This window comes from Cupriavidus sp. SK-3 (assembly GCF_000611145.1).
Lineage (GTDB): Bacteria > Pseudomonadota > Gammaproteobacteria > Burkholderiales > Burkholderiaceae > Cupriavidus.
The window spans coordinates 1-25980 of sequence record NZ_JFJV02000160.1; the positions used below are offsets into that span (position 1 = coordinate 1).

At 68.5% G+C, this 25980-nt stretch carries 23 protein-coding genes; 6 read left to right on the plus strand and 17 right to left on the minus strand.

The window, feature by feature from the left end:
- The 10 genes from CF70_RS16405 to CF70_RS16450 form a co-directional block, all read right to left on the minus strand.
- Window positions 1-1051, minus strand: a 1051-nt coding sequence (locus CF70_RS16405; RefSeq protein ID WP_035866733.1) for a CaiB/BaiF CoA transferase family protein, incomplete at its 3' end; no start/stop codon positions are given.
- Window positions 1052-1159: 108 nt separating this feature from the next.
- Entirely contained in the window at window positions 1160-1915 is a 756-nt protein-coding gene (locus CF70_RS16410) for a lipoyl protein ligase domain-containing protein (RefSeq protein ID WP_035866736.1), read from the minus strand.
- Window positions 1916-1979: 64 nt separating this feature from the next.
- Entirely contained in the window at window positions 1980-2756 is a 777-nt protein-coding gene (locus CF70_RS16415) for an SDR family NAD(P)-dependent oxidoreductase (protein ID WP_035866738.1), read from the minus strand.
- Window positions 2757-2890: 134 nt separating this feature from the next.
- Window positions 2891-4003, minus strand: coding sequence for an acetoin dehydrogenase dihydrolipoyllysine-residue acetyltransferase subunit (locus CF70_RS16420; protein ID WP_035866740.1), 1113 nt, complete (start codon window positions 4001-4003; stop codon window positions 2891-2893).
- Window positions 4003-5019, minus strand: a complete 1017-nt coding sequence (locus CF70_RS16425) for an alpha-ketoacid dehydrogenase subunit beta (RefSeq protein ID WP_035866741.1) — start codon at window positions 5017-5019, stop codon at window positions 4003-4005. The genes CF70_RS16420 and CF70_RS16425 overlap by 1 nt, the downstream gene beginning before the upstream one ends.
- 60 nt (window positions 5020-5079) lie before the next feature.
- Window positions 5080-6084, minus strand: coding sequence for a thiamine pyrophosphate-dependent dehydrogenase E1 component subunit alpha (locus tag CF70_RS16430; RefSeq protein ID WP_035866743.1), 1005 nt, complete (start codon window positions 6082-6084; stop codon window positions 5080-5082).
- An 11-nt stretch (window positions 6085-6095) separates the two neighbouring features.
- Window positions 6096-7226 carry an ATP-NAD kinase family protein gene (locus tag CF70_RS16435; protein ID WP_035866744.1) on the minus strand — a complete coding sequence of 377 codons (1131 nt, stop codon included), beginning with the start codon at window positions 7224-7226 and terminating at the stop codon, window positions 6096-6098.
- Window positions 7227-7465: 239 nt separating this feature from the next.
- Window positions 7466-9487: a sigma-54-dependent Fis family transcriptional regulator gene (locus CF70_RS16440; protein WP_035866747.1), complete on the minus strand. Its 2022-nt coding sequence runs from the start codon at window positions 9485-9487 to the stop codon at window positions 7466-7468.
- 211 nt (window positions 9488-9698) lie between these two features.
- The gene (locus tag CF70_RS16445; RefSeq protein ID WP_235185079.1) at window positions 9699-10460 is read right to left on the minus strand and encodes a haloacid dehalogenase type II; all 762 of its coding nucleotides are present in this window, start codon (window positions 10458-10460) and stop codon (window positions 9699-9701) included.
- 27 nt (window positions 10461-10487) lie between these two features.
- Complete coding sequence (locus CF70_RS16450; protein ID WP_035866773.1) at window positions 10488-11450, minus strand: aldo/keto reductase; 963 nt, start codon at window positions 11448-11450, stop codon at window positions 10488-10490.
- A gap of 356 nt (window positions 11451-11806) precedes the next feature.
- On the opposite strand from CF70_RS16450, the gene CF70_RS16455 reads away from it, so the two are divergent.
- The gene (locus tag CF70_RS16455) at window positions 11807-13378 is read left to right on the plus strand and encodes a methyl-accepting chemotaxis protein (RefSeq protein WP_035866749.1); all 1572 of its coding nucleotides are present in this window, start codon (window positions 11807-11809) and stop codon (window positions 13376-13378) included.
- A gap of 63 nt (window positions 13379-13441) precedes the next feature.
- Here CF70_RS16455 and CF70_RS16460 read toward each other — a convergent pair whose 3' ends face one another.
- Complete coding sequence (locus CF70_RS16460; protein WP_051648563.1) at window positions 13442-14383, minus strand: helix-turn-helix domain-containing protein; 942 nt, start codon at window positions 14381-14383, stop codon at window positions 13442-13444.
- 87 nt (window positions 14384-14470) lie between these two features.
- Here CF70_RS16460 and CF70_RS16465 point away from each other — a divergent pair, with 87 nt between their 5' ends.
- Window positions 14471-15904, plus strand: a complete 1434-nt coding sequence (locus tag CF70_RS16465) for a cytochrome P450 (RefSeq protein ID WP_035866752.1) — start codon at window positions 14471-14473, stop codon at window positions 15902-15904.
- A 9-nt stretch (window positions 15905-15913) separates the two neighbouring features.
- Here the strand turns inward: CF70_RS16465 and CF70_RS16470 are convergent, their stop codons facing one another.
- Window positions 15914-16930, minus strand: coding sequence for an LLM class flavin-dependent oxidoreductase (locus tag CF70_RS16470; RefSeq protein ID WP_035866755.1), 1017 nt, complete (start codon window positions 16928-16930; stop codon window positions 15914-15916).
- A gap of 82 nt (window positions 16931-17012) precedes the next feature.
- Here CF70_RS16470 and CF70_RS16475 point away from each other — a divergent pair, with 82 nt between their 5' ends.
- Window positions 17013-17690 (plus strand): TetR/AcrR family transcriptional regulator, encoded by a 678-nt coding sequence (locus tag CF70_RS16475; protein WP_081862207.1) that lies wholly within the window; start codon window positions 17013-17015, stop codon window positions 17688-17690.
- 17 nt (window positions 17691-17707) lie between these two features.
- On the opposite strand, the gene CF70_RS16480 is transcribed toward CF70_RS16475, so the two are convergent.
- A complete protein-coding gene (locus tag CF70_RS16480) occupies window positions 17708-18172 on the minus strand; it encodes a YbaN family protein (protein ID WP_035866758.1) in 465 nt (154 codons plus the stop codon).
- Between the two features lie 282 nt (window positions 18173-18454).
- On the opposite strand from CF70_RS16480, the gene CF70_RS16485 reads away from it, so the two are divergent.
- Together CF70_RS16485 and CF70_RS16490 are read left to right on the plus strand one after the other, a co-directional pair.
- Window positions 18455-19429 carry a TauD/TfdA dioxygenase family protein gene (locus CF70_RS16485; RefSeq protein ID WP_051648565.1) on the plus strand — a complete coding sequence of 325 codons (975 nt, stop codon included), beginning with the start codon at window positions 18455-18457 and terminating at the stop codon, window positions 19427-19429.
- A gap of 78 nt (window positions 19430-19507) precedes the next feature.
- Entirely contained in the window at window positions 19508-20008 is a 501-nt protein-coding gene (locus CF70_RS16490) for a MarR family winged helix-turn-helix transcriptional regulator (protein WP_035866760.1), read from the plus strand.
- 38 nt (window positions 20009-20046) lie between these two features.
- Here the strand turns inward: CF70_RS16490 and CF70_RS16495 are convergent, their stop codons facing one another.
- On the minus strand, window positions 20047-22320 hold the full coding sequence (locus tag CF70_RS16495) for a xanthine dehydrogenase family protein molybdopterin-binding subunit (protein ID WP_035866763.1): 2274 nt from the start codon (window positions 22318-22320) through the stop codon (window positions 20047-20049).
- A 161-nt stretch (window positions 22321-22481) separates the two neighbouring features.
- On the opposite strand from CF70_RS16495, the gene CF70_RS16500 reads away from it, so the two are divergent.
- Window positions 22482-23207 (plus strand): TetR/AcrR family transcriptional regulator, encoded by a 726-nt coding sequence (locus CF70_RS16500; protein ID WP_035866764.1) that lies wholly within the window; start codon window positions 22482-22484, stop codon window positions 23205-23207.
- A gap of 42 nt (window positions 23208-23249) precedes the next feature.
- Here the strand turns inward: CF70_RS16500 and CF70_RS16505 are convergent, their stop codons facing one another.
- The 3 genes from CF70_RS16505 to CF70_RS16515 are packed head-to-tail and all read right to left on the minus strand — an operon-like array spanning window position 23250 to window position 25862.
- On the minus strand, window positions 23250-23879 hold the full coding sequence (locus CF70_RS16505) for an N-carbamoylsarcosine amidohydrolase (protein WP_035866766.1): 630 nt from the start codon (window positions 23877-23879) through the stop codon (window positions 23250-23252).
- Window positions 23872-24990 carry a 2,5-dihydroxypyridine 5,6-dioxygenase gene (locus CF70_RS16510; protein WP_235185081.1) on the minus strand — a complete coding sequence of 373 codons (1119 nt, stop codon included), beginning with the start codon at window positions 24988-24990 and terminating at the stop codon, window positions 23872-23874. The genes CF70_RS16505 and CF70_RS16510 overlap by 8 nt, the downstream gene beginning before the upstream one ends.
- Before the next feature lie 29 nt (window positions 24991-25019).
- Window positions 25020-25862, minus strand: coding sequence for an alpha/beta fold hydrolase (locus CF70_RS16515; protein ID WP_035866769.1), 843 nt, complete (start codon window positions 25860-25862; stop codon window positions 25020-25022).
- Window positions 25863-25980 lie beyond the last annotated feature (118 nt).

Consider the following 25980-nt stretch of genomic DNA (forward strand, 5'->3'; position numbering starts at 1 on the left):
CCCCCGCCGGCGTCCGGCTGAAACGCGGCGCCGGCGCCGGCTGCATCACCCCATCGATCTCAAGAAACGTCTCGCGTGCCCGGTTATGCGGATGTTGCGGCGCCTCATCCCAGTCCAGGACCGGCGCAAAACAGGCATCGCTGCCTTCCAGCAACTCGCACCACTGCGCGCGCGTGCGGGTGAGGAACAGCGCGGTCATGCGCGCCTTCAGCTCGGGCCAGTGGCGTTTATCGAGTTGCTTGTCGAAGAGCGGATCGTCCAGGCCGCACCGCTCGCGCAGCAGCGCATAGAACTGCGGCTCGATGGCGCCCACCGCCACGTACTTGCCGTCGGCACACGCATAGGTGTCATAAAAATGGGCCGCGCCGTCGAGCAGGTTGTCGCCGCGCTGGTTGTTCCAGCGCCCGGCCGCCTTGAATCCGTACATCATCGCGGACAGCAATGCGGTGCCATCGGTCATAGCCGCATCCACCACCTGCCCCTTGCCCGAATTACGCGCCTCGTTGACCGCGCACATCACGCCAAACGCCAGCAGCATGCCGCCGCCGCCAAAGTCGCCGACGTAGTTGAGCGGCACCACGGGCGGCTGCCCCGGCCGGCCAATGGCATGCAGCGCGCCGCCAATGGCGATGTAGTTGATGTCGTGGCCGGCCGCCTGGGCCAGCGGCCCGTGCTGGCCCCAGCCGGTCATGCGGCCGTACACCAGCGCCGGGTTGCGCGCCAGGCAAACGTCCGGGCCCAGCCCCAGGCGCTCCATCACGCCCGGGCGGAAGCCTTCGATCAACACGTCAGCCTTGGCGATCAGGTCCAGCACGACCCCGGCCGCGCCGGGCTTGCGCAGGTCGATGGCCAGCGAGCGCCTGCCGCGCGCGGTCACGTCGCAGCGCGCCTTGCCCGCGCCGGTGGCCGGCGCCTCGCCGGGCTGGGCCGGGCGGGGCCGGTCGATCCGGATCACCTCGGCGCCCTGGTCGGCCAGCATCATCGCGCAGAAGGGCGCAGGGCCGATCCCAACCATTTCCACCACTTTCAGTCCCGCCAACGGTCCCGCCATGTCCTGTCTCCGGTTGTCTGCTCCTTCAGGCGGAGCGTCTAGCCGGCCAGTTTGCCACGAACGCCGGGGGCCGGAATCGTCAATACCGACGAATCCGCGCGGTGCCGCTTAAGCCAGGGACGCCGCGGCGAAGGCCGGCGGCGTTGCGGCAAGCGCCTCGCGCAGCGCCCGGGCAGTGCGTTCGCCCAGGTCACCGGGCACGGGCTGGCCGCTTTCCGCCAGCGCCTGGGCCACGCTGACCACCTTGTCGGCCCGGTAATGGCGCCCGCTGCCGATGGCGGCCTCGAAGTCGTTGGCGCGCTGGTTGATCTCCTCCGGATCGGCGCTGACCAGCAGGACTGCGTGGGCCAGCACGACGTGCAGGCTGGCGTCCCCGGCGCCCGCCACGCGGCGCCAGTACTGCGCGGTGCCGGCGATCTTGCGGGCCAGTTCCGGGGAGCCCCAGGCCAGGTTGAAGCGGCCATCGCAGAACGAGCCGTCCACGGCCTGCCAGTGCGTGCGCAGCCCCAGCTTGTTCAAGGCACCGGCCAGCACCTCGCACAAGTGCAGGTAGACCGGCTCGGCGCAGGTGCCTGCGCCGCCGCGCACGGGGTAGGCCAGGCTCAGGTTGAGGATGCCGGGGCCTTGCGGCACCAGCCCGCCGCCCGAGAGGCGCAGCCACACCGGGCAGCCGCGCGCGGCAAAGTCGCTGCGCGCGGCGTCCAGTCGCGCATGGCGCAGGTAGCTGCGCGGCACCACCAGCGAGACGGGCGCCTGCCACAGATGCGCCAGCCAGCGGCCGGCGGATGCCTGTTCCAGCAGCGCCTGTTCGGCGTGGAGGGGATCGGGGTCGGTGGGATCGGGATCGAGGGTTTCAAATCGCATGGCATGGCCGGTAAGCGCCGGGGCGGGATGCGCGTAACCGGGCCGCGGTGCGGCCCGGTGCCGGTCAGTGGAAGGTGAAGCCACCGTCGACGTTGACCGACTGCCCGGTCACATTGTCCATGGTCGCGAAGAACAGCGCCATCCTGCCCATGTCTTCCGGCGTCTGGGCACGTCCTTGCGGGATCAGCGTGAGCTGGTGGCGGGCCCAGGAGTCTTCGACCGATTCGCCCTCGGCCTTCCATTCGTCGGACAGGCGGTCCCACATATAGGTGCGGACGATGCCGGGGCAGATGGCGTTGACGGTAATGCCATCGCGGGCGACTTCCTTGGCCAGTGCGTTGGTGAAGCCAACCACGGCGAACTTCGAGGCGCTGTAGTGGGCGAGGTTGGGGAAGCCTTCCTTGCCGGCGATCGAAGCGACGTTGATGATGCGGCCTCTGCCCTGGGCTTTCATGTGCTCCAGCGCGGCCTGGCAGCCCAGGAAGGTGCCCTTGGCGTTGACGTCCATGACGAAGTCCCAGTCGCGTTCGCTCACCGCTTCCACAGGGTGGATACTGATGACGCCGGCGCAGTTGACCAGGATGTCGAGGCCGTCCAGCCGGTCAAGTGCTTGCCTCACCATCGCGCGGTGCATCTCGGGCTTTGTCACGTCGACCTTGAGGGTGCTTACCCGACGGCCGAGCGAGCGCACTTCTTCCGCGGTTTCGCGCATGGCGTCTTCGAGCAGGTCGGCGATCAGGATGTCGGCACCGGCATGCGCCAGCGTCAGCGCGATGCCGCGGCCGATGCCGCGCGCGCCGCCGGTGATTACGGCTACTTGTCCCTTCAGGGGTTCGTCCATGGGTGGTCTCCTAGGCTTGTTTTGTTGATTTTCTTCAGTGCATACAGCAACGAAAATGCGTCGCGCGACGCACTGGCTTTCTCCCCTCTCCCGCGTCGTGAGAGAGGGGAGCAAACCAGCGGGACTCCGCTTCGTCAGCCGCCGACATGCCGCTTGAGCAGCGCGTTGACTTCGTTGGCCTTCTCCATCTGGCTCATATGGCCCGCATCGTCGAACACCTTGACGGTGGCGCCTGCGGGTGCATTCTCCGCATGCGCCGCGGGAATGATCTGATCCTGCGCGCCCCAGATCACCAGCACCGGCTTGCCGCTATCGCCCAGCTTGCGGCCCGGCTGCTCGCTCTGCCGGCCACCGCCGAACAGACTCGCACCCAGGCTGCCCAGCGCCTGCGTCACGCCGTCTAGCCGCTTGTACTTCAGCAGGTCGTCCAGCATCTGGCGGCTGACCAGCCCCGCGTCGGCAAACAGCAACTCCACCACCGGCTTGAGATCGCGCCGCGACTGCGCGTTGACGAAGCCCTCGGTGTAGCCGCTGTTGACCTCATCGCCCATGCCGGCTGGCGACACCAGCGCCACCGAACGCACCCGTTGCGGCGCGTCCACCGCCAGCTGCGCGGCCACGCCGCCACCCATCGAGTGGCCGACCAGGTGGGCCTGGCCGATATCCAGCGCGTCCATGAAGCGCGCGACGAATCCCGCCAGCGATGCCAGCGTGGTGCCCGGCAACGTCGGCGTGGACTGTCCGTGCCCCGGCAGGTCGAGCGCGATCACGGTGTGCGCTTCCGCCAGCGCGTCGAGGTTGAACAGCCAGTTGTCGAGGTCGCCGCCAAAGCCGTGGATGAAGAGCACCGTCTGCGCGCCCTCTCCCCGTTTTGCATAGCGCACGCGGATGCCATCGACATCGATGAAATGGTAGGCGGAAGCGGCCGCGTCTTCATCGTCCTCGTCGGCCGCCGGCGTCTCGTAGGCAGCGACAAAGGCGTCGATCTCCGCGTCGCTGACTTCGGGCGGGGCCAGTACGCCGAGCAGCGCCTTGACCGGCAGGATGTCGCCCACGGCGGCCACCTTGCGGCGCAAGGTGCCGGCGTCCGGCGCTTCCACCGCGTTGGCGATCTTGTCGGTTTCCACGTCGAGGATCGGCATGCCTACCGAGATCTGCGCGCCCTCCTCCACCAGCCAGTCGTTGATGGTGCCTTCTTTCATCGACAGGCCCCATTTGGGCATGACGATCGGGGTGATCTCGGCCATCAGTGTTTCCCTCCTTTCACGGTCTTGCGCGCGGCATCGGCGATCTGCGCCGCGCTGGGGATATACAGGTCTTCCAGCGCGGGCGAGAACGGCACCGGGGTGTGCGGCGGGCAGACCATCTCGATGCCGGCCTTGAGCGCGCCGAACGCGCGCTGCGCCACTTGCGCCGAAATGTCGGTGGCGATATTGCAGCGCGGGCTGGCTTCATCCACCACCACCAGGCGGCCGGTGTTTTCCACCGATTCCAGCACGGTGTCGATATCCAGCGGCGAGAGCGTGCGCAGGTCCACGATCTCGGCTTCGATGCCTTCCTTGGCCAGCGTGGCCGCCGCTTCCAGCGCGCGATGCACCATCAGGCCGTAGGTGACGATGGAAACGTCCTTGCCGTCGCGCACGATATTGGCTTCGCCGAAAGGAATCGCGTAGGAGTTCTCGGGCACCTCGCCTTCGAAGCCGTAGAGGTTCTTGTGCTCGCAGAAGATCACCGGATCGTTGTCGCGGATCGCCTGGATCAGCAGGCCCTTGGTGTCGTACGGCGTGCTGGGGCATACCACCTTGAGGCCGGGGATATGCGTGAACAGCGGCGTCAGCATCTGGCTGTGCTGGGCCGCCGCGCGAAAGCCCGCGCCGACCATGGCGCGGATCACCACCGGCGTCTCCGCCTTGCCGCCGAACATGTAGCGGAACTTGGCGGCCTGGTTGAAGATCTGGTCGAAGCAAACGCCCATGAAGTCGATGAACATCAGCTCGGCAATCGGCCGCATGCCGCAGGCGGCGGCGCCGATGGCCGCGCCCACATAGGCGGATTCGGACAGCGGCGTGTCGAGCAACCTGTCGCCATGCTTGGCGTACAAGCCCTTGGTCACGCCGAGTACGCCGCCCCAGGCGTCTTTCTCGCCGTCCGCGCCGGCGCCGCCGACGATATCCTCGCCGAGCATGATCACGCTCGGGTCACGGGTCATTTCCTGGTCGATCGCTTCGTTGATCGCCAGCTTCATGCTTAATTTGCGGGACATGGTTTGGTCTCCTGATCGTGCTTGCTGTCGTTATGTCTCGGAATGACTGAGGTCGCGCGCTCAATAGCTGACGTACACGTCGGTCAGCAGGTCGGCGGGCGTCGGGAACGGCGCTGCCTTGGCCTGCTGCACCGCGTCCTCGATCAGCGCGGCAACCTGCTCGTCGATGGCCTTGAGCTCGTCCAGCGCGATCACGCCGGACTGGGTCACGGTGGCGGTGAACTTCTTCAGACAGTCCTTGTTGGCGCGGATGTCGTCGAGTTCGCCGGAGGCGCGATAGGTTTGCGCATCGCCTTCGAAGTGGCCGTAGAAGCGCACCATCTTGCATTCCAGCAATGCCGGACCGCCGCCTTCGCGGGCGCGCTTGATGACTTCGCCCGCGGCCTCGTGCACCGCGAAGAAATCGGTGCCGTCCACCGTCACGCCGGGAATGCCGAAGCCGGCGGCGCGGTCCACGTAGCTGTCCACGGCAGTGCCGTAATCGCGCGCGGTGGATTCCGCGTAGCCGTTGTTCTCGATCACGAAGATCACCGGCAGGTTCCACACCGCGGCCAGGTTCAGGCTCTCCAGGAAGGTGCCCTGGTTGGATGCGCCATCACCGGCGAAGGTGATGCCGATCTCGCCCTTGCCGCGGAACTTGGCCGCCAGCGCGGCGCCGCAGATCAGCGGCGCGCCCGCGCCCAGGATGCCGTTGGCGCCCATCATGCCCTTGGACAGATCGGCGATATGCATGGAGCCGCCCTTGCCGTTGCAGGAGCCGCCCTTGCGCCCGTAGATCTCCTTCATCATCGCGACCGGATCCACGCCCTTGGCGATGCAGTGGCCGTGGCCCCGGTGCGTGCTGGCGATGCGGTCGCCGTCGCCCAGGTGGTGCAGGATGCCGACCCCGGCGGCTTCCTCGCCGGCGTAGAGGTGGACGAAGCCCGGGATGTCGCCGCGCCCGAAGTCCACGTGCAGGCGTTCTTCGAAATCGCGGATGGTGCGCATCCTGCGATAGACGGCGAGCAGTTCCTGCTTGTCGAGGGGCAGCGTGTTCCCGGCGGCGCCGGATGAGTTGGCTGTCATGTCTGTCTCCTTCAAGGTTTTGTGGTGGCGGTAAAAAACTCGGTCAGTGGCTGGGGTGGAGGATGTTGCTGCTGCGGTTGCGGTGGCGGTGGCGCGCGCCCGCTGCGCATCAGCCCCGCGGCGGCGGCGTAGCGCATGCAGGCGGCTACGTCGATGCTCAGGAAGGCGCGCTCGCGCAGCGTCACGGTGACGGTGTCCTGCGGGCCGAACACCAGTTCGCGTTCGCCATCGAGCGCGACGATGCCGGCGCGCTGGCGCACACGGTGCGGCACCCCGTCGGTCAGGCGCTCCCAGCCCGCGATGGGCACGGCGCGCAGCAGGCCCGGCGCAATCGGCGCGCGCAGCGCGAAGCGGCCCTCGCCGGGCGCGGCGAGTTCGATCGCCAGGCCGCCGGGCTCGTGCCGGCCCACCGGCTCAAGCAAGCCGCCGATGGCGGACAGGCCGATGGCCTGCGGATCGGCAAAGGACACGAAGACCGCGCCCAGCGTCTCGGTTTTCCACAAGGCGCGCGCGCCGATGAAGTGCTCGTGGGAAATCACGGCGTCGACCAGCGCGATGTCGTGCCGCACCCCGCCCTCGCCGGCAATCGCAATGTCCAGCCGCTTGTTGCCGGCCAGCGCATGCGCGGCAGGAATGCGGCCGCTGGCGAACAGGCCGGTGGCCAGGCCCGTGATGGTGGGCTCGCGCATTTCGGGGTAGGCGTTGTTGGTGCCGGTGGAGAGGCCGGCGATCGGCACGGTGCCGCATTCGCGCACCACCGCGCGGTGGGTGCCGTCGCCGCCGAGCACGATGATGGCGGCCACGCCGGCCTCGCGCATCATGCGTGCGGCCAGGAAGGTGTCGTCGACGCGCGCGGTGACGGGCATGTCGAGGTACTCCACCTCCGGCAGCGCGGCGTCCGGACCCTGGCGGCGCGACAGGTGGCGCGCCAGCAGCACGCGCATGCCTTCGCGGTCCGGCATCATCAGCACGCGGCCGACCCCGCAAGCCGACAGCGCGGCCAGCAGGCGCAGCACGATATTGACGCGATCGGCCAGTTGCAGCGTATTGGCGTTGGCGATCACGCGGCGGATATCGCGCGCGGATATCGGATTGGCGATGATGCCGACCAGCGGCCGTGCGGCCAGCGCTTGCTCACCCATGCATGTCTCCTGTCGCCCTGGTTTTTTTCCCAGGTTCTGACAGGCATATCGCAACGGGCGTGCCAACCCGCGAAAGCGGGTTCCGGAGGCAAGAAACCCGGGATTACCCCGAGGAAAACGGCGTCGGACGGTGGTGTTTCGGGGTGTACGCGGGCTGCGGCGTGACAGGTGTCACAGCATCAGTTGTACAGGTGGTGAACAGGTGTAGCGGGCGGCGATGGCACGCCGCGCCGCCCGCCTCAGTGGTGTCCCGCGTCGCGCTGGTTGGGCGACTCGATGCCGTAGCGCGCCATGCGGCGGTACAGCGTCATCCGGCTTACGCCGATCTGGCGTGCCACCGCGCTCAGGTTCCAGCCCGCCGCGCGCAGGTATTGCATCAGCAGCATCCCTTCCGGCGGCAGCAGGTGGGGGTCGAAACCGGGCGCCGGCAAGGCCGGGGCGGCTTCGGCCGCCGCGCCTGCGGGCGCCGCGCCGGGATATACCGGCAGCAGATCTTGCTGCACCGGCATCTCGCCGAGGCCATCGGGCAGGTCCTCCGCCTCGATATGGCCGTTGTTGCAGACGGCGCGCGCGTACTCGAGCGCGTTGCGCAATTCGCGCAGGTTGCCGGGCCAGCGATGCGCCTGCAGCCGCGCGCGCGCCCCGGGCGAAAGGCTCACGGCGGCCTGTTGCTCGCCGCCGCTGAGCATCTTGTCAATCATCCAGTCCAGGTCCGTACGTTCGCGCAGCGGCGGCAGCATCAGCCGCGCGCCGTTGAGCCGGTAGTACAGGTCCTCGCGGAAGCGGCCGCTGCTGACCAGCTGGTCCAGCGGATGATGGGTAGCGGAGATCACGCGCAGGTTGACCGGCACCGGGCGCGACGCGCCGATCGCCAGCACCTCGCCCTCGGCCAGCACGCGCAGCAGGCGCGACTGCAGCTCGCGCGGCATGTCGCCGATCTCGTCCAGAAAGAGTGTGCCGCCGTCGGCCTCCTGGATCAGCCCGCGCTTGGGGCGGGAGCCGGCGCCGGAGAAGCTGTTGGGCAGGTGGCCAAACAGCTCGCTCTCGATCAGCGATTCCGGAATCGCCGCGCAGTTCACCGCCACGAAAGGCCCGTGGCGGCGCGAACTGGACTGGTGCAAGGCTTTGGCGAGATATTCCTTGCCACTGCCGGTCTCGCCGTTGATCAGCAGGTTGATGGGTGAGTCGACCAGCTTGGCGGCGCGCAGCAATTGCTGCTGCAGTGCCGCATCGCCACCGCACAGGGCGGCCAGCGGCGCCTGCAGCGGCGTGGTCCGCTCGGCGGTGTCGCGGGCGCGCTGCCAGCGCAAGGCCGGCGGCATCACGCTCAGGTAAAGCCGCCCGCCGCTGCGGGCCAGTGCCAGCGCGCGCTGCTCGCTCGGGCGCGAATGCACGAAGCGGCCCAGCTCATCGAGCCGCGCTTCGAACAGCGATTCGAACGGCATGCCCAGCACCGGCGCACCGCCGGGCTGCACGCCCAGCTCGGCCTCCAGCATCTGCTGGGCGCGGCGGTTGTGGCCGACGATGCGGCCGCCGGCGTCAAGCGCCAGCAGGTATTCCGGATTGACGTCGACGAATTCCGGCGCGGCATTGAGCTTGAGGATCCAGTCCTCCCGGTGGCTGCGCACGAAGCTGGCGTTCTCGATGCGGGTGGCGTAGATGCGCACCATCTGCAGCGCCAGTCCCTGGCTGTCCTTGGCCTGCGGCGAGGTCAGCGCGGAGATGTCGAGGATGGCGCAGAGGCTGCCATGCGAGTCGAACAGGGGCGCCGCGGTGCAGGTCAGCGGGATATGCGTGGCATCGAAATGGTCGGCCTGGTGCACGGTCAGCGCCTGGCCGGTGGCCAGCGCGGTGCCCACCGCGCAGGTGCCGGCGCCGGCCTCGCTCCATTGCGCGCCCAGGTACAGCCCGGCGTGGCGCAGGGAGGCATCGGCGCTGGCGTCGCCCAGGTAATCCACCGTCACGCCCTGCGCATCGGTCAGCAGCACCACGTAGCCCATGCCGGCCACCTGGCTATACAGCGTCTGCAAGCCGTGGCGCGCGATCCGCGCGAAATCGTCGATACGCTGCTGGTGCTCGCGCAGCCGGGTCTGCGGCAGGATGCAGGCCTGCTGCATGCGCGCCGGGTCCAGGCCGTACTGGTGCACGCAGCGCCGCCACGAATTCTGGATGATGGTTTCGGGCGCGCGCAGCATCGGCGCGCCGGCGCGGGTGGTGAGCTGGACTACCGTGTCGATGTGCTCGCGTTGCCGCAGGTCCATCGTCGTCTCCTTGTCGTCTCCTGGCGCGCCGCCGTCCTGGCGGGAGCCAACGCCCGGCTCTGGCTTGCCTCTGTGCGCCGCAGTTGCGGCGTGGGCGGCCGGGAGTCCTAATGTATCCGACAGGGAGTGGCTTGGGCAAACCTCTTCATCCGAAGTGCGCCGGCGGGCGCTTGCGGCACCCCGCCGCGGACCAGCCGCGTGTTACGCAAGCTCAGCCGCAAAGCCGGTCCGCCAGCGCCGTCAGGCTGTCCACGACCACATCCCAGTCCGACTCGGCCGCACGATCCTTCGACTGGTTCGGCCCGTACTCCGTGGGCCGGTTGACATAGGCGGTGCGCATGCCGTGCGAGCGGCCATGCCGCAGGTCGTTGTTGTGCGCCGCCACCAGCATCACCTCGTGCGGCTGCAGGTCGAAGAAGGCAATCACGCCCTGATAGATCTCCGCCTCCGGCTTGTAGTGGCGCACGATGTCCGCGCTGAATATGGCGTCCCACGGCAGGCCTGCATACCTGGCCGTATCGACCAGGCAGGGCACGCTGCCGTTGGAGAAGGTGGAGATGATGTAGCGCTGCTTCAGCCGCGTCAGCCCGGGCACGGTATCGGGCCAGCCGGAGAGCCGGTGCCAGGCGCGGTTGAGGTAGTCCTTCTCCGCTTCGCTCAGGTCTTCGATGCCGAACTGGTCGAGCAGCGCGTCGAGCCGCTCGCGATGCAGCACGTCGATATTGGCCCAGGGCCGCTCGCCCTTGCGCACGCGATCCATGCCGGGCACATAGCCCGCGCGCCACGCGTCGGTGAAGGCGGTCCAGTCGGCGTCGATGCCCTTCTTCTGCCCGAACGCGCTCAGGTCCGCGATCACGCTGGTGCGCCAGTCCACCACGGTGCCGAATACGTCGAACACCAGCGCCTTGACCGCGCGCAGGTCCGGCGCCGCGCCTTCGGCGCCGCTGGCGTGGCGCTTCCTGTTTTCATGCATCCCGTATCTCCTCCAGGGTAGCCGCGCTCAGGCGCTGGCCTGATCGAGCAGCGCGATATCGCCGGCGCTCAGTGGCAGGCGCGTGGCGGCGATCAGGTCGTCCAGTTGCGCCAGCGAAGTCGCGCTGGCGATCGGCGCGGTAATGCTGGGGCGCGCGATCTGCCAGGCCAGAGCCACTTGCGTCGGGTTGGTGGCGGTGCGCGCCGCTACCTCGTCCAGCGCCGCCAGGATACGCAGGCCGCGGGCATCGAGGTAGGCCTTGACGCGCTGGCCGCGCGCGCCGCTCTTGTCCAGGTCGGCCTCGGAGCGGTATTTGCCGCTCAGGAAACCGCTGGCAAGCGCGTAATAATTGAACACGCCCAGGCCTTCGCGCAACACCAGCGGTTCCAGCTCGCTCTCGTACTCGGCGCGCGTATAGAGGTTGTAGTGCGGTTGCAGGCTCTCGTAGCGCGGCAGGCCAAGGCGGCGGCTGGTTTCCAGCGCTTCGGCCAGGCGCGCGGCGCTGTAGTTGGATGCGCCGATGGCGCGCACCTTGCCGGCCTTGATCAGGCGGTCGTAGGCGTCCAGCGTTTCTTCCAGCGGCGTGTCCTGGTCGTCGGTATGCGACTGGTACAGATCGATGTAGTCGGTCTGCAGCCGCTGCAGCGAGGCATCGACGGCGCGTTCTATATAGGCGCGCGACAGGCCCTTGCGGCCCTCGCCCATGTCCATGCCGACCTTGGTGGCCAGCACCACGCCGGCGCGCTTGCCGCTGCGCTTGAACCACTTGCCGAGGATGGCCTCGGACTCGCCGCCCTGGTTGCCGGGCACCCAGCGGGAGTACACGTCGGCCGTGTCGATGAAGTTGAGCCCGGCACCGACAAAGGCATCGAGCAACTTGAAAGAAGTGGCTTCATCGGCGCTCCAGCCGAAGACATTGCCGCCGAATGCCAGGGGCGAGACTTCCAGCCCGGACCTGCCCAGTTTGCGCTTGGTGATGCTTGAGGTCATGCGTTTTGCTCCGCGGGTTGCATCGGAACCGCCACTTGCATGCTCGCCGCGTCTCGCGAACGGCCGGGTGCCGGCGGTGTTGGCGCCACGCGCATCCAGGCGCGGCGGAAAGCACATTGTAGGCAGGGATCGCAAAGCTTGCCGGCGCGGTTTGCGTCGAACCGGAGTGCTAAGTAGCACATTAATCACTTTTAACTTCGATTCAAGAACAAGCCGCAACGGGTCGTTAACGGGCTGTGGCCAGGCCGCCCGCAGCGAGCTGGAAGGTTTCGCCTGTGCCCTCCGTCAACACCAAGGTCAGGCCTATGCCGCGCCGCCGGCGCGAATGCCCGCCCGTTCCCCGGCAAGCAAGAAACATGAACCGTATTTCCCTGAACGCCAAACTCTGGGCCGCGCTGGCGGCGATGTGGCTGGCGCTCCTGGCCCTGGGCACATGGAGCGCCATACACACCCGCGCCAACATGATGGACGAGCGCCGCCAGAGCCTGCAATCGCTGGTGGCTACCGCCGAAGGCATCGTCAAGCTCTATGTGGACCGCGCCGCCAAGGGCGCCATGAGCACCGAGGACGCGCAGACGGCAGCCAAGGACGCGCTGCGCGAAATGCGCTTCGGCGACAAGGGCTACCTGTTCCTGCTCAACTCCAAGCCGCAGGTGGTGCTCAACCCGGGCTTGCCGCAGATGGAAGGCAAGATCGTCGGCGATTTCAAGGACCCCGACGGCAAGCTGGTGTACCAGAGCATCGTCGATGCAGGCAAGGCAGGCGCGCGCGCCGGCGCCGGCCCCGATGACGGTTTCACCACCTACCGCGGCCGCATCCCCGGCACCGAAACCCCGGCGCCCAAGCTGACCTATGTGCGCTACGTGCCGGCCTGGGACTGGCATGTGGCGACCGGCGTGTTCCTCAAGGACATCGAAGGCGCCTTCCGCGACAACCTGATCTCGGCGGCCATCAGCACCCTGCTGATCGGCGCGCTGGTGTCGGCATTCATGCTGGCCATCATGCGAACCGTGCGCAAGAGCCTGGGCGGCGAGCCAGCCTACGCGACCGAAGTGGTCACGCGCATTGCCGCGGGCGACTTCACCGTGCCGGTGCAGATCCGCGCCGGCGACAAGGACAGCCTGCTCGCGGCCATGCAGGGCATGCAGCAGCGCCTGTCCGGCACGCTGGGCGAGATCCGCGGCGCGGCGGATTCGATCGCCTCGGCCACGCAGCAGATTTCCGCAGGCAATACCGACCTGTCGCAACGCACCGAGGAGCAAGCGTCGGCCCTGGAGCAAACCGCGTCGAGCATGGAAGAGCTGACCGGCATCGTGCGCCAGAACGCGGACAATGCGCGCCAGGCCGCCTCGCTGGCGGTCAACGCCTCGGATATCGCCCAGCGCGGCGGCCAGGTGGTCAACCAGGTGGTGACCACCATGGGCGAGATCAACGGCGCCTCGCGCCAGATCGTCGACATCATCGGCGTGATCGAAGGCATCGCCTTCCAGACCAACATCCTGGCGCTGAACGCCGCCGTGGAAGCGGCACGCGCCGGCGAGCAAGGCCGCGGCTTTGCCGTGGTGGCGGGCGAGGTGCGCAGCCTAGCCCAGCGCTCGGCTACCGCCGCCAAGGAGATCAAGGGCCTGATCGACAACTCCGTGGCCCAGGTGGACAACGGCTCCACGCTGGTCGCCAAGGCCGGCCAGACCATGGAAGACATCGTCGGCGCCGTCAAGCGCGTGACCGACATCATGGGCGAGATCAGCGCGGCATCGAACGAACAAAGCACCGGCATCGAACAGGTCGGCCAGGCCGTCAACCAGATGGACACGGTGACGCAGCAAAACGCCGCGCTGGTGGAACAGGCCGCAGCCGCGGCAGGCGCGCTGGCGGAACAGGCGCAGTCGATGATGCGTTCGGTGGCGGCGTTCAAGCTGGCGGCGTAAGGGAAGGGCGAGCGCGCCCGGCGGTGGCGCCGCCAGCGAAGCCAATGGTTGGCTCCAGGCGGCTCACACCCACAACCGGTACAGCCAGAACGATTCGTCTTCGTCAAAGCGCCGCGCAAATTCGCTCGGCGAAAAGCCGGTGATCTGTTTGGACACGCGGCTCAAATGGGCTTGATCCGCAAAGCCTTCGTCCTGGGCTAGCCCTGCCCAATCGAAAGGCAGGCCCGCCTCGTACCGGTCCCGCGCGGAAAAGAACACGCCTTCGGTCTTGACGAGCAACTGCCACTGGCGCAGCGATCGCCCACTGTGCGCCTTGATGCGGCGCTCGACCTGGCGCGGGCTGTGCGTGCGCAGCCATGTGTTGGCTTGCCAGGCCAGGCGTTCGACCCAATGGCGGCCAAACTGGCGCAGCGAGGGCATGGGCGACGTGCTGCCCTGCAGCGCCTGCCAGCGCGGCGCAAGATGCAGTTCCAGCGCGGCCTGCGTGGCCGCGTCGTCGCCGGCATCGAGCAGCGCCTGCAGGAATTGCCACCAGGCAGCGTCGAGCACCGCATGGGCAGCGACAAAGCGGTCCTGCACGGCAGCCAGGTCCAGGCCAAGCAGTGCCCGCGCGGCATCCGCCGCGAAGCACACCGTGCCAGCACGCCCGGTGGTCGGCGCCCAGCCCACCGTGGGCCGGGACTGGCTGCCCGAGACCACCACCGCCGCGCCGAATGGCCGCCACTGCGCTCCGCCGCCGGTGCGCTCGACAAGCCCCGCATCCAGGCCCTGGTACCACGAAAGACAAACCAGCGGCGTGGCCGCGAAATGCGACAGCCGCTGCGCGCTGCTCAGGCTCAAGCCGCGCGTATCGCGGCGGATGACGGCGACCACCGCGCCCTGCAAGGCGGGCGGCGCGAGGTACAGATGGTCGCGCGCGGTCTTCGCTTCGCCCGGCGCGCGGGGCGCGCGCGCTAGCGGATCGGGGCAGTGTGGCGGCAGGGGCGGCAGTTCGGTGGAGAGCATCGCGCGAAAAACAGGGAGACCTTGGGGCGCGTGGCCATGTCGTTTGCGTTCAAGACCGGCGCCCCAGGATGGCGAACAATGGGTCGAATGAATACCTCATCTTCCCCGGATTGTCCATTTCAAGCGGGTGCCCCGTCCCACCTGCCCGTACTCCATCCTCCTGGCGTCTGGCCGCCCGGGCCACCTGCCGGCCTGACCGGATGGCGCTTCCTGCGCGGCATGTCGCGCGATCTGCTTGGCATGCTGGCCGCGTGGCAGCGGGCATTTGGCGACGTGGTGCACGTACGCATCCGGCCGGAGCATCAGATCATCGTCACCGACCCGCAGCTCGCGCGCGAATTGCTGGTCACGCATCACGACGCGCTGATCCGCTGGGAGCGTGGCATGCGCGTCTTTGCGCAACTGCATGGAAACAGCGTGCTCATTGCCGAGGGGGATGCGTGGCGAGGCAAGCGGCACGCCTTGCAGCCGAACTTCTCGCCGAAGGCAGTACAGGCCTTCGTACCGACCATCGCTGGCGCCGCCGGACAGGCGCTGGTTCACTGGCCGGATAGCGCGGGAAACTGGCCAATCGAGAACGCGCTCACGTCGCTGGCAATGGATGTGATCATGCGGATGGTGTTCTCGAGCGAGATCGGCGCGCACGCCCGCATCGCGGAGCAAGCCTCGCGCACGGCCATGGCGGCGGCCAACGCCGAGTTCTACTGGCCCGCGAGCTGGCCCGACTGGGCACCCTGGAAGCGCGCCAAGCGGCAAGCCCTGGCGGCGCTCAATGGCTTGATCGACCACCATCTGCAAGCCCGCCTGAAGCTGCCGCGCGACGCCTGGCCCGACGACCTGGCGACCCGCCTGCTGCAACTGCACTGCGACGACGCGACGGCATGGCCGCTGCAAGCCGTGCACGACGAGTGCATGACCACTTTCCTCGCCGGGCATGAAACCGCCGCGGCCACACTGACCTGGTGGGCATGGAACATGGCGGCCAACCCGGCCGCGCAGACCACTGCGGCAGAGGAAGTCCGGCGGGTGCTGCAGGGCCGCGCGCCAACGGCGGAAAACCTGCCGTTGCTGCGCTACCTGACCCAGACGCTGCAAGAGACGCTGCGTTTGCACCCCGCCGCGCCGATGCTCAGCAGCCGCCGCTCCACGCGGCCCATCACGCTGGGCGCATGGCAGCTGCCCGCGCGCACCCAGTTCATGGTGCCGGTGCAGCTGATGCACCACGACCCGAGATGGTTCCCCGAGCCGCTGGCATTCCAGCCCGAACGTTTCGGCCCCGAAGCACCGGCGGTGCCGCGCGGCGCCTACCTGCCCTTTGGCGCCGGACCCCGCGTTTGCCTGGGACAGCACCTGGCAATGACCGAGATGACGGTGGTCGCGGCGATGATACTGCAACGCTTTGCACTGTCGGTGCCAGACGGCATGGCTGCGCCACGGCCCGTGTTCCATATCACGCTGCGGCCAGAGCAGCCCCTGCACCTGCGGCTTGCGCCGTCTGCGGCGGCGTGCGCCGGGCGATAAGGCCGCCGTTCAGATTGCGGCCCTGGCCACCGGCTCCACCGCCCGCATGGCCTGCGCCGCGATCTCGAACGAGCGCAGGCGCGCCTCATGGTCATGGATCTGCGCCGTCAACATCAACTCATCCGGCCGGAACTCCTCGATAAAGTTGCGCAAGCCAGTGCGCACGCCCTCGGGATCACCCACCACCGAGCACGCCAGCGAGCGCCGGATATGCGTGGCCTCGGTCTCCGTCCAAAGCAGCTCGATATTGTCCACCGGCGGCCGGATCGGGCCCGGGCTGCCGCGCACCAGTGCCAGGAACTGCTGCTGGAGCGAAGTGAACAGCCGCCGCGCCTGCGCATCCGAATCCGCCGCGAACACATTGAGCCCCAGCATCACATGGGGCTTGGACAACTGCGCGGACGGCTGGAAAGTCTGGCGATACAGATCGATCGCCTGACGCATGAAGCCCGGCGCGAAGTGCGAAGCAAAGGCAAAAGGCAGGCCCATCGCCGCCGACAGCTGCGCGCTGAACAGGCTCGACCCGAGCAGCCACAGCGGCACCTTCAGGCCCGCGCCGGGCACCGCTCGCAGGCGCTGGCCGGGGCGCGGATCGTCGAAGTACGCCTGCAGCTCTTCCACGTCCTGCGGGAAAGCATCGGCCGTGTCCTGCGTGGCGCTGCGGCGCAGCGCGCGGGCGGTGGACTGGTCGGTGCCGGGCGCGCGGCCCAGGCCCAGGTCGATGCGGCCGGGGAACAGCGATGCCAGCGTGCCGAACTGCTCGGCCACCACCAGCGGCGAATGATTGGGCAGCATGATGCCGCCCGAACCCACGCGGATGGTGGAAGTGCCGTTGGCCACATAGCCGATCAGCACCGCCGTGGCAGCACTGGCGATGCCCGGCATATTGTGATGCTCCGCCAGCCAGAAGCGGCGGTAGCCCAGGTGCTCGGCGTGCTGGGCGAGCGCGAGCGAATTGCGCATGGCCTGGCCGGCGTCGCCGCCTTCCACGATGGGCGACAGGTCAAGCAGGGAGTAGGGAATCATGGCGAACGCCTGCCGGCGTGGCAATTTATTGAACGATCACTATGTTAATCACCACTGGCGCCGCTGGCAACGGAAAAATATAATGACCACTATGAAAAAGAGTGTTTCCGGTGCGGGCCGCGGGCGGCCCAGGCAATTCGATCGCGACGAGGCGCTGGGCCAGGCCCTGTCGCTATTCTGGCGCTATGGCTATGGCTCCACATCGATCGCCGCCCTCACCGGGGCGATGGCGATCACCGCGCCTAGCCTGTACGCTGCCTTCGGCAGCAAGGAGCAGTTGTTCTACGAGGCGGTGGACCGTTATGCGGACACGCACGGCGCCCTGCTCTATGCGCCGCTGCAAGCCGCGGGCGGCGCGCGCGAAGCCGTGCAGGGGCTGCTGAGCGGCGCCGCCGCGCTGTTCAGCGCCAAGGGCAACCCGGCCGGCTGCTTCCTGATGAGCGGCACCAGCTGCTCGGCCGACTGCGCCTACATCGAAGACACGCTGCGCGAACGCCGCAGGGAAAAGGAGCAGGCCTTGCAGGCCTGCATCCAGCACGGCATCGCGCGCGGCGAACTGCCGGCCGGCACCGATACTGCCGCGCTGGCCAAGTTCTACAACACGGTGATGCAGGGGATGTCGATGCAGGCGCGTGACGGCGCATCGCGCGCCGCGCTGGAGGCGGTTGCGGCCACCGCGATGCTGGCATGGCCGGCAGGCCCGGCCAAGGCGCCGAAAGCCGCGAAGAGCGCAAAGCCGCGCGAAACACAAACCACGTAGCGCCCCCGATCGGCGTATCAGGCCGCCGGCTCCGGCCGGCGCCACAACCACACCAGCACGCACGCCATGCAGGCAATCGCCCCGTAGGCCAGCCACGGGCGATGCGTGCCGAACAGCAGCACGGCGCTGCAGACGCTCATCGCCACCGTGGCGCTCCACTTGGCGCGGCGGCTGACCATGCGGCCGTTGTGCCAGTTGTAGAGCATGGGGCCGAACACGCGGTGGCCGAGCAGCCAGGCATGCAGCCGCGGCGATCCCTTGGCCGCGGCCCAGGCCGACAACAGCACGAACTCCGTACTAGGCAGGCCGGGCACGAACAGCCCGAGAATGGCAACGCCCAGGCTGAGCAGCGCCAGCCCGGTCAGCAGCAGCCGGGCCGCGCGGGTGCGCGCCAGCCGCAGCGGCGGATCGCCCGCATGCGATCCGCCTGGCCGGGACGCCGGGACGGCTTCGCGCGCGCAGGCTGCGTCGGCATCATCCAAGATGGTTCACCGCGGATGGAAACGGCGTTGCAACATGTCGAAATTCTCCCGGTTCTGGCATTTCTGGCAACAGCCAAGGCTGGCCACATTGTCCGCGCCGCCGGGCCGGGCGGCAAGGCCCGGCCCTGACGCCAGCGCAGGCATTGCGCTGCCCGGACGGGCGATGCGCGGCCTGGCGCCTTATATGCAAAGCCGAATTCCTTCGTTGGGCGCGAACCGCGGCACGGCATATGGTAATGGTTTGGCGGCCAGGCGCTGCCGTACTTGCGAAGGAACCCGGAGATGACCGAAGCCGTACTGGACCAGACAGAGAACGCAACCCGCTCCCGACACAGCGAGGCCCCCCTCACCGTACACCCGCTGTCGGCCCATATCGGCGCGCGCATCGATGGCGTGGACCTGCGCGCGCCGCTGCCGGCAGCGGAGGTCGCCGCGATCCGGGCCGCGTTGCTGAAGTGGAAAGTGGTGTTCTTCCGCGACCAGCATCTGTCGCACGAGCAGCATATCGCCTTCGCCAGGCAGTTCGGCGCGCCGACCGTCGGGCATCCCGTGTTCGGCCACGTGGATGGCTTTCCCGAGCTGTACTCGGTGGGCAAGCACCGCAAGGCCAACCGCTTCGAGGGCCAGGCGGTGCAACGCCCGTGGACCGGCTGGCACACCGATGTGACGGCGGCCGTCAACCCGCCCGCCGCGTCAATCCTGCGCGGCGTGGTGATTCCGCCGTATGGCGGCGATACGCAATGGACCAACCTGGTAGCCGCCTACCAGGCGTTGTCCGAGCCGCTGCGCGGTATCGTGGACGGACTGCGCGGCGTGCACCGCTTCACGCCGCCGGCGGGCGCCAGCGCCACCGACGAGTTCGCGCGCGCGGTCAGGAGCCGCGCGCTGGTCAGCGAGCATCCGCTGGTGCGCGTGCATCCCGAGACCGGCGAGCGCGCGCTATACGTCAGCCCGAGCTTCCTCAAGCACCTGTCGGGCTTCGCGCCGCGCGAGAGCCAGCAACTGCTGGAACTGCTGTGGGAACACGTGGTGCGTTCCGAGTTCACGGTGCGCTTCAAATGGGAACCGGGCAGCATCGCGTTCTGGGACAACCGCGCCACCGCGCACCTCGCGCCCACGGACATCTTCGACCTCGACTTCGACCGGCAGCTCTATCGCATCACGCTGGTGGGCGATGTGCCGGTGGGCGTGGACGGCAGGCCCTCCAGCGCGCTGGAGGGCGATCCGGTGCTGGCGGCGCATGGGGCGGCGTCGTAGCGCGAAAAATCCCGCCGCGCGCGGCCACGCTCGGTATACTCGGAGGCACGTTTATCTCATGCCCGCAGACCGCCCATCGTGTCCAATTCCTCCGCGCGCAAGACCGCCGCGCAAAAATCCGCCGCCGACTACGATTTCACCGAGCAAGTCGGGCACCTGCTGCGGCGCGCCTACCAGCGCCATGTGGCGATCTTCCAGCAGACCATTGCCGATTCGCAGCTGACCGCCGCGCAGTTCGTGGTGATGTGCGCGGTCAACGAGCGCGGCTCGTGCTCGCTCAGCGAGATCGTCAGGGCCACCGCCATCGACCAGGCCACCGTGCGCGGCATCATCGAGCGCCTCAAGGCGCGCGAACTGGTGGCGGTCTCGCACGACACCAACGACCGCCGCAAGGTGGTGGTCACGGTGACGCCGGCCGGCCACGCGCTGATCGAGGAAACGGTGCCGTTCGCGCACCGCATCTCCGAGCAGACCTTTGGCGACCTCAATCCCGCGGAACGGGTGGCGATTACCTATCTGTTGCGGAAAATGAGCGAGTTCGACGATCGCGGCGGCACGCCGGACGGCGAGCCGGAATAAGGCTGGAATAAGGCTGGAATAAGGCGCCGATACGCGCCTCAGGCAGGCTGGCCCAGCTCGCCGGCCAGCGCGGCAAGCACCACCTCCGGCGTGAACGGCGCACGCCGCAGCCGCACCCCGGTGGCATCGAACAGCGCGTTGGCAATGGCCGGCGCACCCGGCAGCGATGCCGATTCGCCGGCGCCCATCGGCGCTTCCTCCTGGCGCGGCAGCAGCACCACTTCGATGGGCGGCAGCTCGGGAAACGTCAGCAGCGGATAGCTGCCCCACTCGCGGCTGGCCACGCCGGCGGCATCGAAACGCACCTGCTCCTTCAGCACGCGGCCAAGCGCTTGCACCACGTTGCCCTGCACCTGGTGGCGCACGCCGTCGGGGTTCACCATCATGCCCGTGTCCTGCGCCACCACCAGCCGCTCCACCGTCACAAGCCCCGTATCGGGCGCTACCGCCAGGTCCACCACCCAGGCCGCCCACGCGGCGCCAAAGCCCGGGAATTTGCTGTGGATATAGCGGGCGTAGGCCACACCGCGCCCACGCAGCAGCCCATCGGCGCCGGGCTTGCCACGCGAGCCGCGCGCGTCCTCTTGCCAGCCGGCGTGCGCCGCCAGCGCACGCAGCAGATCGGCGGCGCGCTCGTCGGGCAGGTGGCGCAGGCGGAAGGCCAGCGGGTCGGCGCCGCTCTCGTGCGCCAGTTCGTCGATAAAGGATTCGTGCGCGAACACGTTGGGCAGGGCCGAGACGCCGCGCAGCCACGAGGCGCGCACGATGGCGGGCGTATCGTCGCAGCCGATGCGCATGTTCGCGTACGGATAGGGTGGCACCGCGGTGCGGTCGCCCATCTGCAGCGTGCGCGGCGCGTTACCAACGATGCCGGTAAGCAACAGCGCCAGCGTGGGCGCATCGTTGGACGGATAGCGGCTGACGAAATCGTAGGCGAGCAGTTCGCCGCCGGGGCCGATGGCGCCGCGCACGTCCATCAGTTGCGCCGCGCCCTTGGGCTCCCACAAATGTTCCTGCTCGCGCGTGAGCTGCACGCGCACCGGCCGCCCCACCGCGCGCGACAGCAGCACCGCATCGGCGCAGACGTCGTCGGCGCAATTGCGCCCGTAGCAGCCGGCGGCTTCCATCCGCACGATCTCGATGCAGCCTTCGTCCAGGCCCGTCAGCCGCGCCAGGTCGATGCGCAGCACATGGGGATTCTGCGTGCCCGACCACACCGTGAGGCCGTCTTCACGGTAGTCGGCCACGGCGCAGGACGGACCGATCGAGGCGTGCATCTGGTAAGGCCACGCGTAGCCACGCGACAGCACCCGGCCCGCGCCGCGCGCGGCGTCGAACGCCGCCTGCGCATCGCCGTCGTCCACCAGGGTGCGGCGCGTCGCGGGATTGGCGCGCAGCGCGGCCTCCGCGTCCCCCGGTTCGTTCAGCGCGGGCAGCAGCGGCACCGGCTTCCAGTCCACCCGCAGGCGCCGCGCGGCCTGCATGGCCTGCTCCTCGCGCTGTGCCACCACGCCGACGAAATCACCCTGCACTACCACGTCGACCACGCCGCGTACGTCATGGATCGATGCACGGTCGACGCCGCGCAGGCTGGTGCCGACAAAGTCGCCGCAATCGCGGCCAGCGTATGGCGGACGCACCACGCGGCCATGCAGCATGCCGGGCACGCGCACGTCGTGCACGAAGGTGAGTTGCGCGGTGGCCTTGGCGGGAATATCCACGCGCGCGGCGGCGCGCCCCACCACGCGGTATTCGCTGACGGGCTTGGTGGCGATGTCGTCGGCCAGCGGCAACTCGATATGCTCTCCGGCCAGCAGTTCGCCATACGTCAGGCCATCGCCCTGCCCGCCGCGCAAGCGCAGGCGGCCGTCTTCCGCGGCCAGCGCTTCGGGCTGCACGCCGAGCCGCGCGGCGGCGCGCCCGCGCAGCCAGGCCATGGCCTGCGCCGCCGCGCGCCGCAGCGGCAGTGCCGAGATCTGGATGGTGGCGCTGGCGATGGTGGGCCCCTGGTTGGGCGTCAGCTGGGTATGGCCCAGCGTCATCGCCACGCGCGCCGCCGGCACCTCCAGTTCCTCGGCCACGATCTGCGCCAGCGAGGTGCGGATGCCGGTGCCCAGGTCGACGTGGCCGTTGAATGCCAGGATCTCGCCGTTGTCCCGCAGCGCGACGAAGATGTCCGGTTGCGCCGCGACATAGTCGGAGGCCGCACCGGGCTGGCCGGGCGCGGGCCGGGGTGCCGCTTGCGGCGCCCGCGTCACCAGCAGGACGCCGCGCGCCTGCAGCAGGGCGTCGCGAAGCGCGCCGGGAGACATCGGTGCCGATGCGGGGAGAGACGCGGACTCGGGTCCGGTGGCGGGGGTCGTTTCCATTCGTTCCATGTCTCGGATGGGCATGCGGGCGGGCCGCCGGATTCCGGCGCCGCCCGCCGTGGCCGTTATACTGCCAGCCTTGAACAGCAAGTTGTATCAAACTTATGAGCACCCCGACCGCTAAGAAGAGCGCGGCAGCCGGAACCCGGGCCCGGCAAGCTCAGGACACCCGGGCCAAGATCCTCAAGGCAGCCATCAAGGTCTTCGCCCTGCGTGGCTACGAAGGCGGGCGCGTGGAGAAAATCTCCTCGCTGGCCAAGACCTACGACCGCATGATCTATTACTACTTCGGCAGCAAGGAAAAACTCTTTGTCGAAGTCCTCGAAACCATCTACCTCCAGCTCAACGAGGCCGAGCAGGCGCTCCAGCTCGATACCGGGGACCCGGTGCGCGCGCTGACCCAGCTGATCGACTTCGTCTGGGGCTACTACCTGGACCATCCGGAGTTCGTCGCCATCCTGTCCAGCGAGAACATGAGCCAGGGCAAGCACGCCAAGAAATCGAGCCGGCTCAGGGAGATCTCCAGCTACGCGCTGTCCGTGCTCGACGGCATCCTGGAGCGCGGCAAGGCCGCCGGCCTGTTCCAGCCCGATGTGCAGGCGCGCGATATCTACCTGGTGATCGCTTCGCTGGGGTACTTCTACAACTCGAACCATCATACGCTCAGCGCCTTCCTTGACGAGCCCATGATGAGCAAGCCCGCGCTGGAGCACTGGCGCAATGTGATCCAGCGCACGGTGCTGAGCACGGTCTGCGTGGCGCCTCCCGCCATCGGCCCGGCGGCGGACGCCGCCGCGCGCAAGAAGCCGGCGCGCGCCAGGCGCGCGTAACCCTGGCAGCCGGCGGTCGGCGCGCATCGCCGGATGACCTTCTCAGGCCGCCGCCCGGGCGAGCATCGCCAGGGCTTCGTCGCGCGGCATCACCGTGGCGTATTTCTGCGCCATGTCGAACAGGTTGGCATCGTGCGGCCCGATGGCGCGGTCGCCCACGCAATCGGACAACACCAGCGGCCGGAAGCCCAGCGACATGGCATCGACCACGCTGGCGCGCACGCAGCCGCTGGTGACGCAACCCGCCACCAATAGCGTGCGCACGCTGCGCTGGGTCAGCCACGCCGCCAGCGAAGTGCCGAAAAAGGCGGATGGCACCGTCTTGCGCACCACCAGCTCGCCAGCACGCGGCGCCAGTTGCGGCACGATCGCGCTGTTGTGGCTGGCCTCCTTCAGCCCCAGCATGCCGGGCACCTTGAGCGTGAAGATGTTGTGGTCGCTGTCGTCGTCGGCGAACACGATGCGGCTGTGCGCCACCGGCCAGCCCTGCTCGCGCGCCGTGGCCAGCAGTGGCCCGGTGTTGGCGATGGCCTCGGGGATATTGCCGCCGCCGAAGACTTCCGGATTGGCAAAGCCGTTGACGAAATCGATGATCAGCAGGCCGTAGGGCGCCTTGGGTTCCAGGGTGGCGCCGAAGCCCTGGCGCTCGTAGGTCTTGACTTCGTCATGCATGAATGTCTCCCTTGACCCTTTGTTGCTGCACTTGCTGCACTTGCTGCACTTGCTGAACCTGCTGCGCCTGCTGGTGCTCGCGGTCCAGCACCTTGCCCTTCTCGACCACCGCCTCGCCGTCCAGCCGCACGGTGCAATGCCTCACCGGGATATCGATATGGCACGCCGTGGTGCGGCTGCCGCCGGCCTCGTTGTTGGGGCCGAAGGAGCAGAGGAAGTTGCCCTCGAACGCGCGCGCGTCCATGCCGATGGTGGCCTCGCGGTCGTACATGGCGAGGGTGGACCAGCGCGCGCGCGGCTGCAGGCCCCAGCCGATATGCGACATGGCGTAGGCCTCGGGGTCGTTGAACGAGGCCATGTAGTCGCTCAGCAGCTCGGCGTCCAGGCCGCCTTCGATGCGGGTGACGTAGCCGTTCTCCAGCGTGATGCCGACGGGCTCCTGCACATAGGATTTCATCGGCAACAGGATGTCGCCGCGATCGAGCACGATGCGCCCGTTGGTGCCGCCTTCGTCCGGCCAGGTCAGCACAAAGCCACTTGGCCAGTGATCCCAGCGGCCGGGCTCGTCGACGAAACCGTACTCGCTGATGGCGGGAAACTCGCCGAGCGAGCAACGCAGGTCGGTGCCGGCGTCCGACACGATATGCATCTCCCGCGCGCGCGCCAGCCGCGCCGTGGCCGCTTTCACGCGGGTGCGGTCGCCTTCCGTGGGCACCAGCCGCACCAGCACTTCGGGCGGCTCCACCGCCAGCAGGATCTTGGTGCCGCCGGAGAGGATGTCGTGCTGTTCGGGCGAGAACAGCAGCGTCATCAGGTCCAGCACCAGGTCGCTGGCTTTGAGCGCGGCGATGGCGGCCGGGTTGCCGGTGAGCGGCGTGGTGCCGAGATAGGCCAGCGCGTCGCGGCTGAGCGCCTTGTCGCCGTTGACGGGCGGCAGGTCCAGCCGGTTGACGATGGCGCCCATCGCGGTGGCCGCCATCTGCGCCGTGCGCAGCGTTTGCGGATGCGTGGCGGCGCCGGTCAGTACCGTGACCGTCTGGCCCGGCTCCAGTTTTGACAGTGTGAGCACCTGGCGCCAGGCCTGGGTCAGGTCGTGATCGCTTACTGGCATGTGTTCTCCTTTCTGGTGAAGCCGGCGGCTCAGGCGGCGGCCTGATCCCGCAGCAGCGGCGCGCCGAGGAAATCGCCGAAGGCGCGGTAGAAGCCGGCCTCGTCGTCCCACGGGATCATGTGGCCCGCATCCGGCACGCGGGCAACCTGCACCGCGGGCAGCAGGCCGCGAATCTCGTCGATGTCTTCCGCGCGGATCACATCGCCGCGCCCGGCCACCATCAGCAGCGTGGGGACCTGCACCGATGGCATGTCCGCATGCACATCGTCGCGATGGAAGTCCTCGAAGCTCGTCACGATGGCGCGCTCGTCGCAGGTGTGCAGCCACTCGGCGCGCAGGCGAAGCTGCTCTTCCGTCCACGTGGGGCAGAAGCGGCGCATGCCCTCGGCGTCGATACCTTGCCGCGCCAGGCGGATCGAATCCACATACCAGGGCAATTGCGACGGATAGGCACGGCGGCCCGGGCCCGACACGGGCGGGTCCACCATCACCAGCCGCGTCAGCCCGGCGGGGTTGCCGCGCGCGGCGCGGATGCCGATGCGCGCGCCCATCGAATGGCCGACGATGGCATAGCGCGCCAGGCCCAGCGCCTGCGCGAACGCCGTCACGTCCGCGGCTTGCGCGTCCAGGCTGTAGTCCAGCGCATCGCCCGCCTCGGACAAGCCGCGCCCGCGCACATCCAGGATGTAGGTATCGAAGTGCTTGCCGAACTGTTCGCCGACAAAGCCCCAGGTCACGGCCGGGCTGGTGATGCCGGGCACGATCACCACGGCGTCGCGCCCCTGGCGCGCGCCAGTGGCGCCGCCGTAGCGCAGGTAGTGCTGGCGGATGCCGTTGGCGAACACATTGCCGCCGTAGAGAAATTCGCTCATTTCTGACTCCTTTGTCGAACTAGCCTGACTAGCCGCATTAGCCGAAGACGGTTTTAGTAGGCACCCGACAGCAGCGCGCCGGCGCCGGGCACGACCGGCTCCAGGTCGAGCTGCTTGA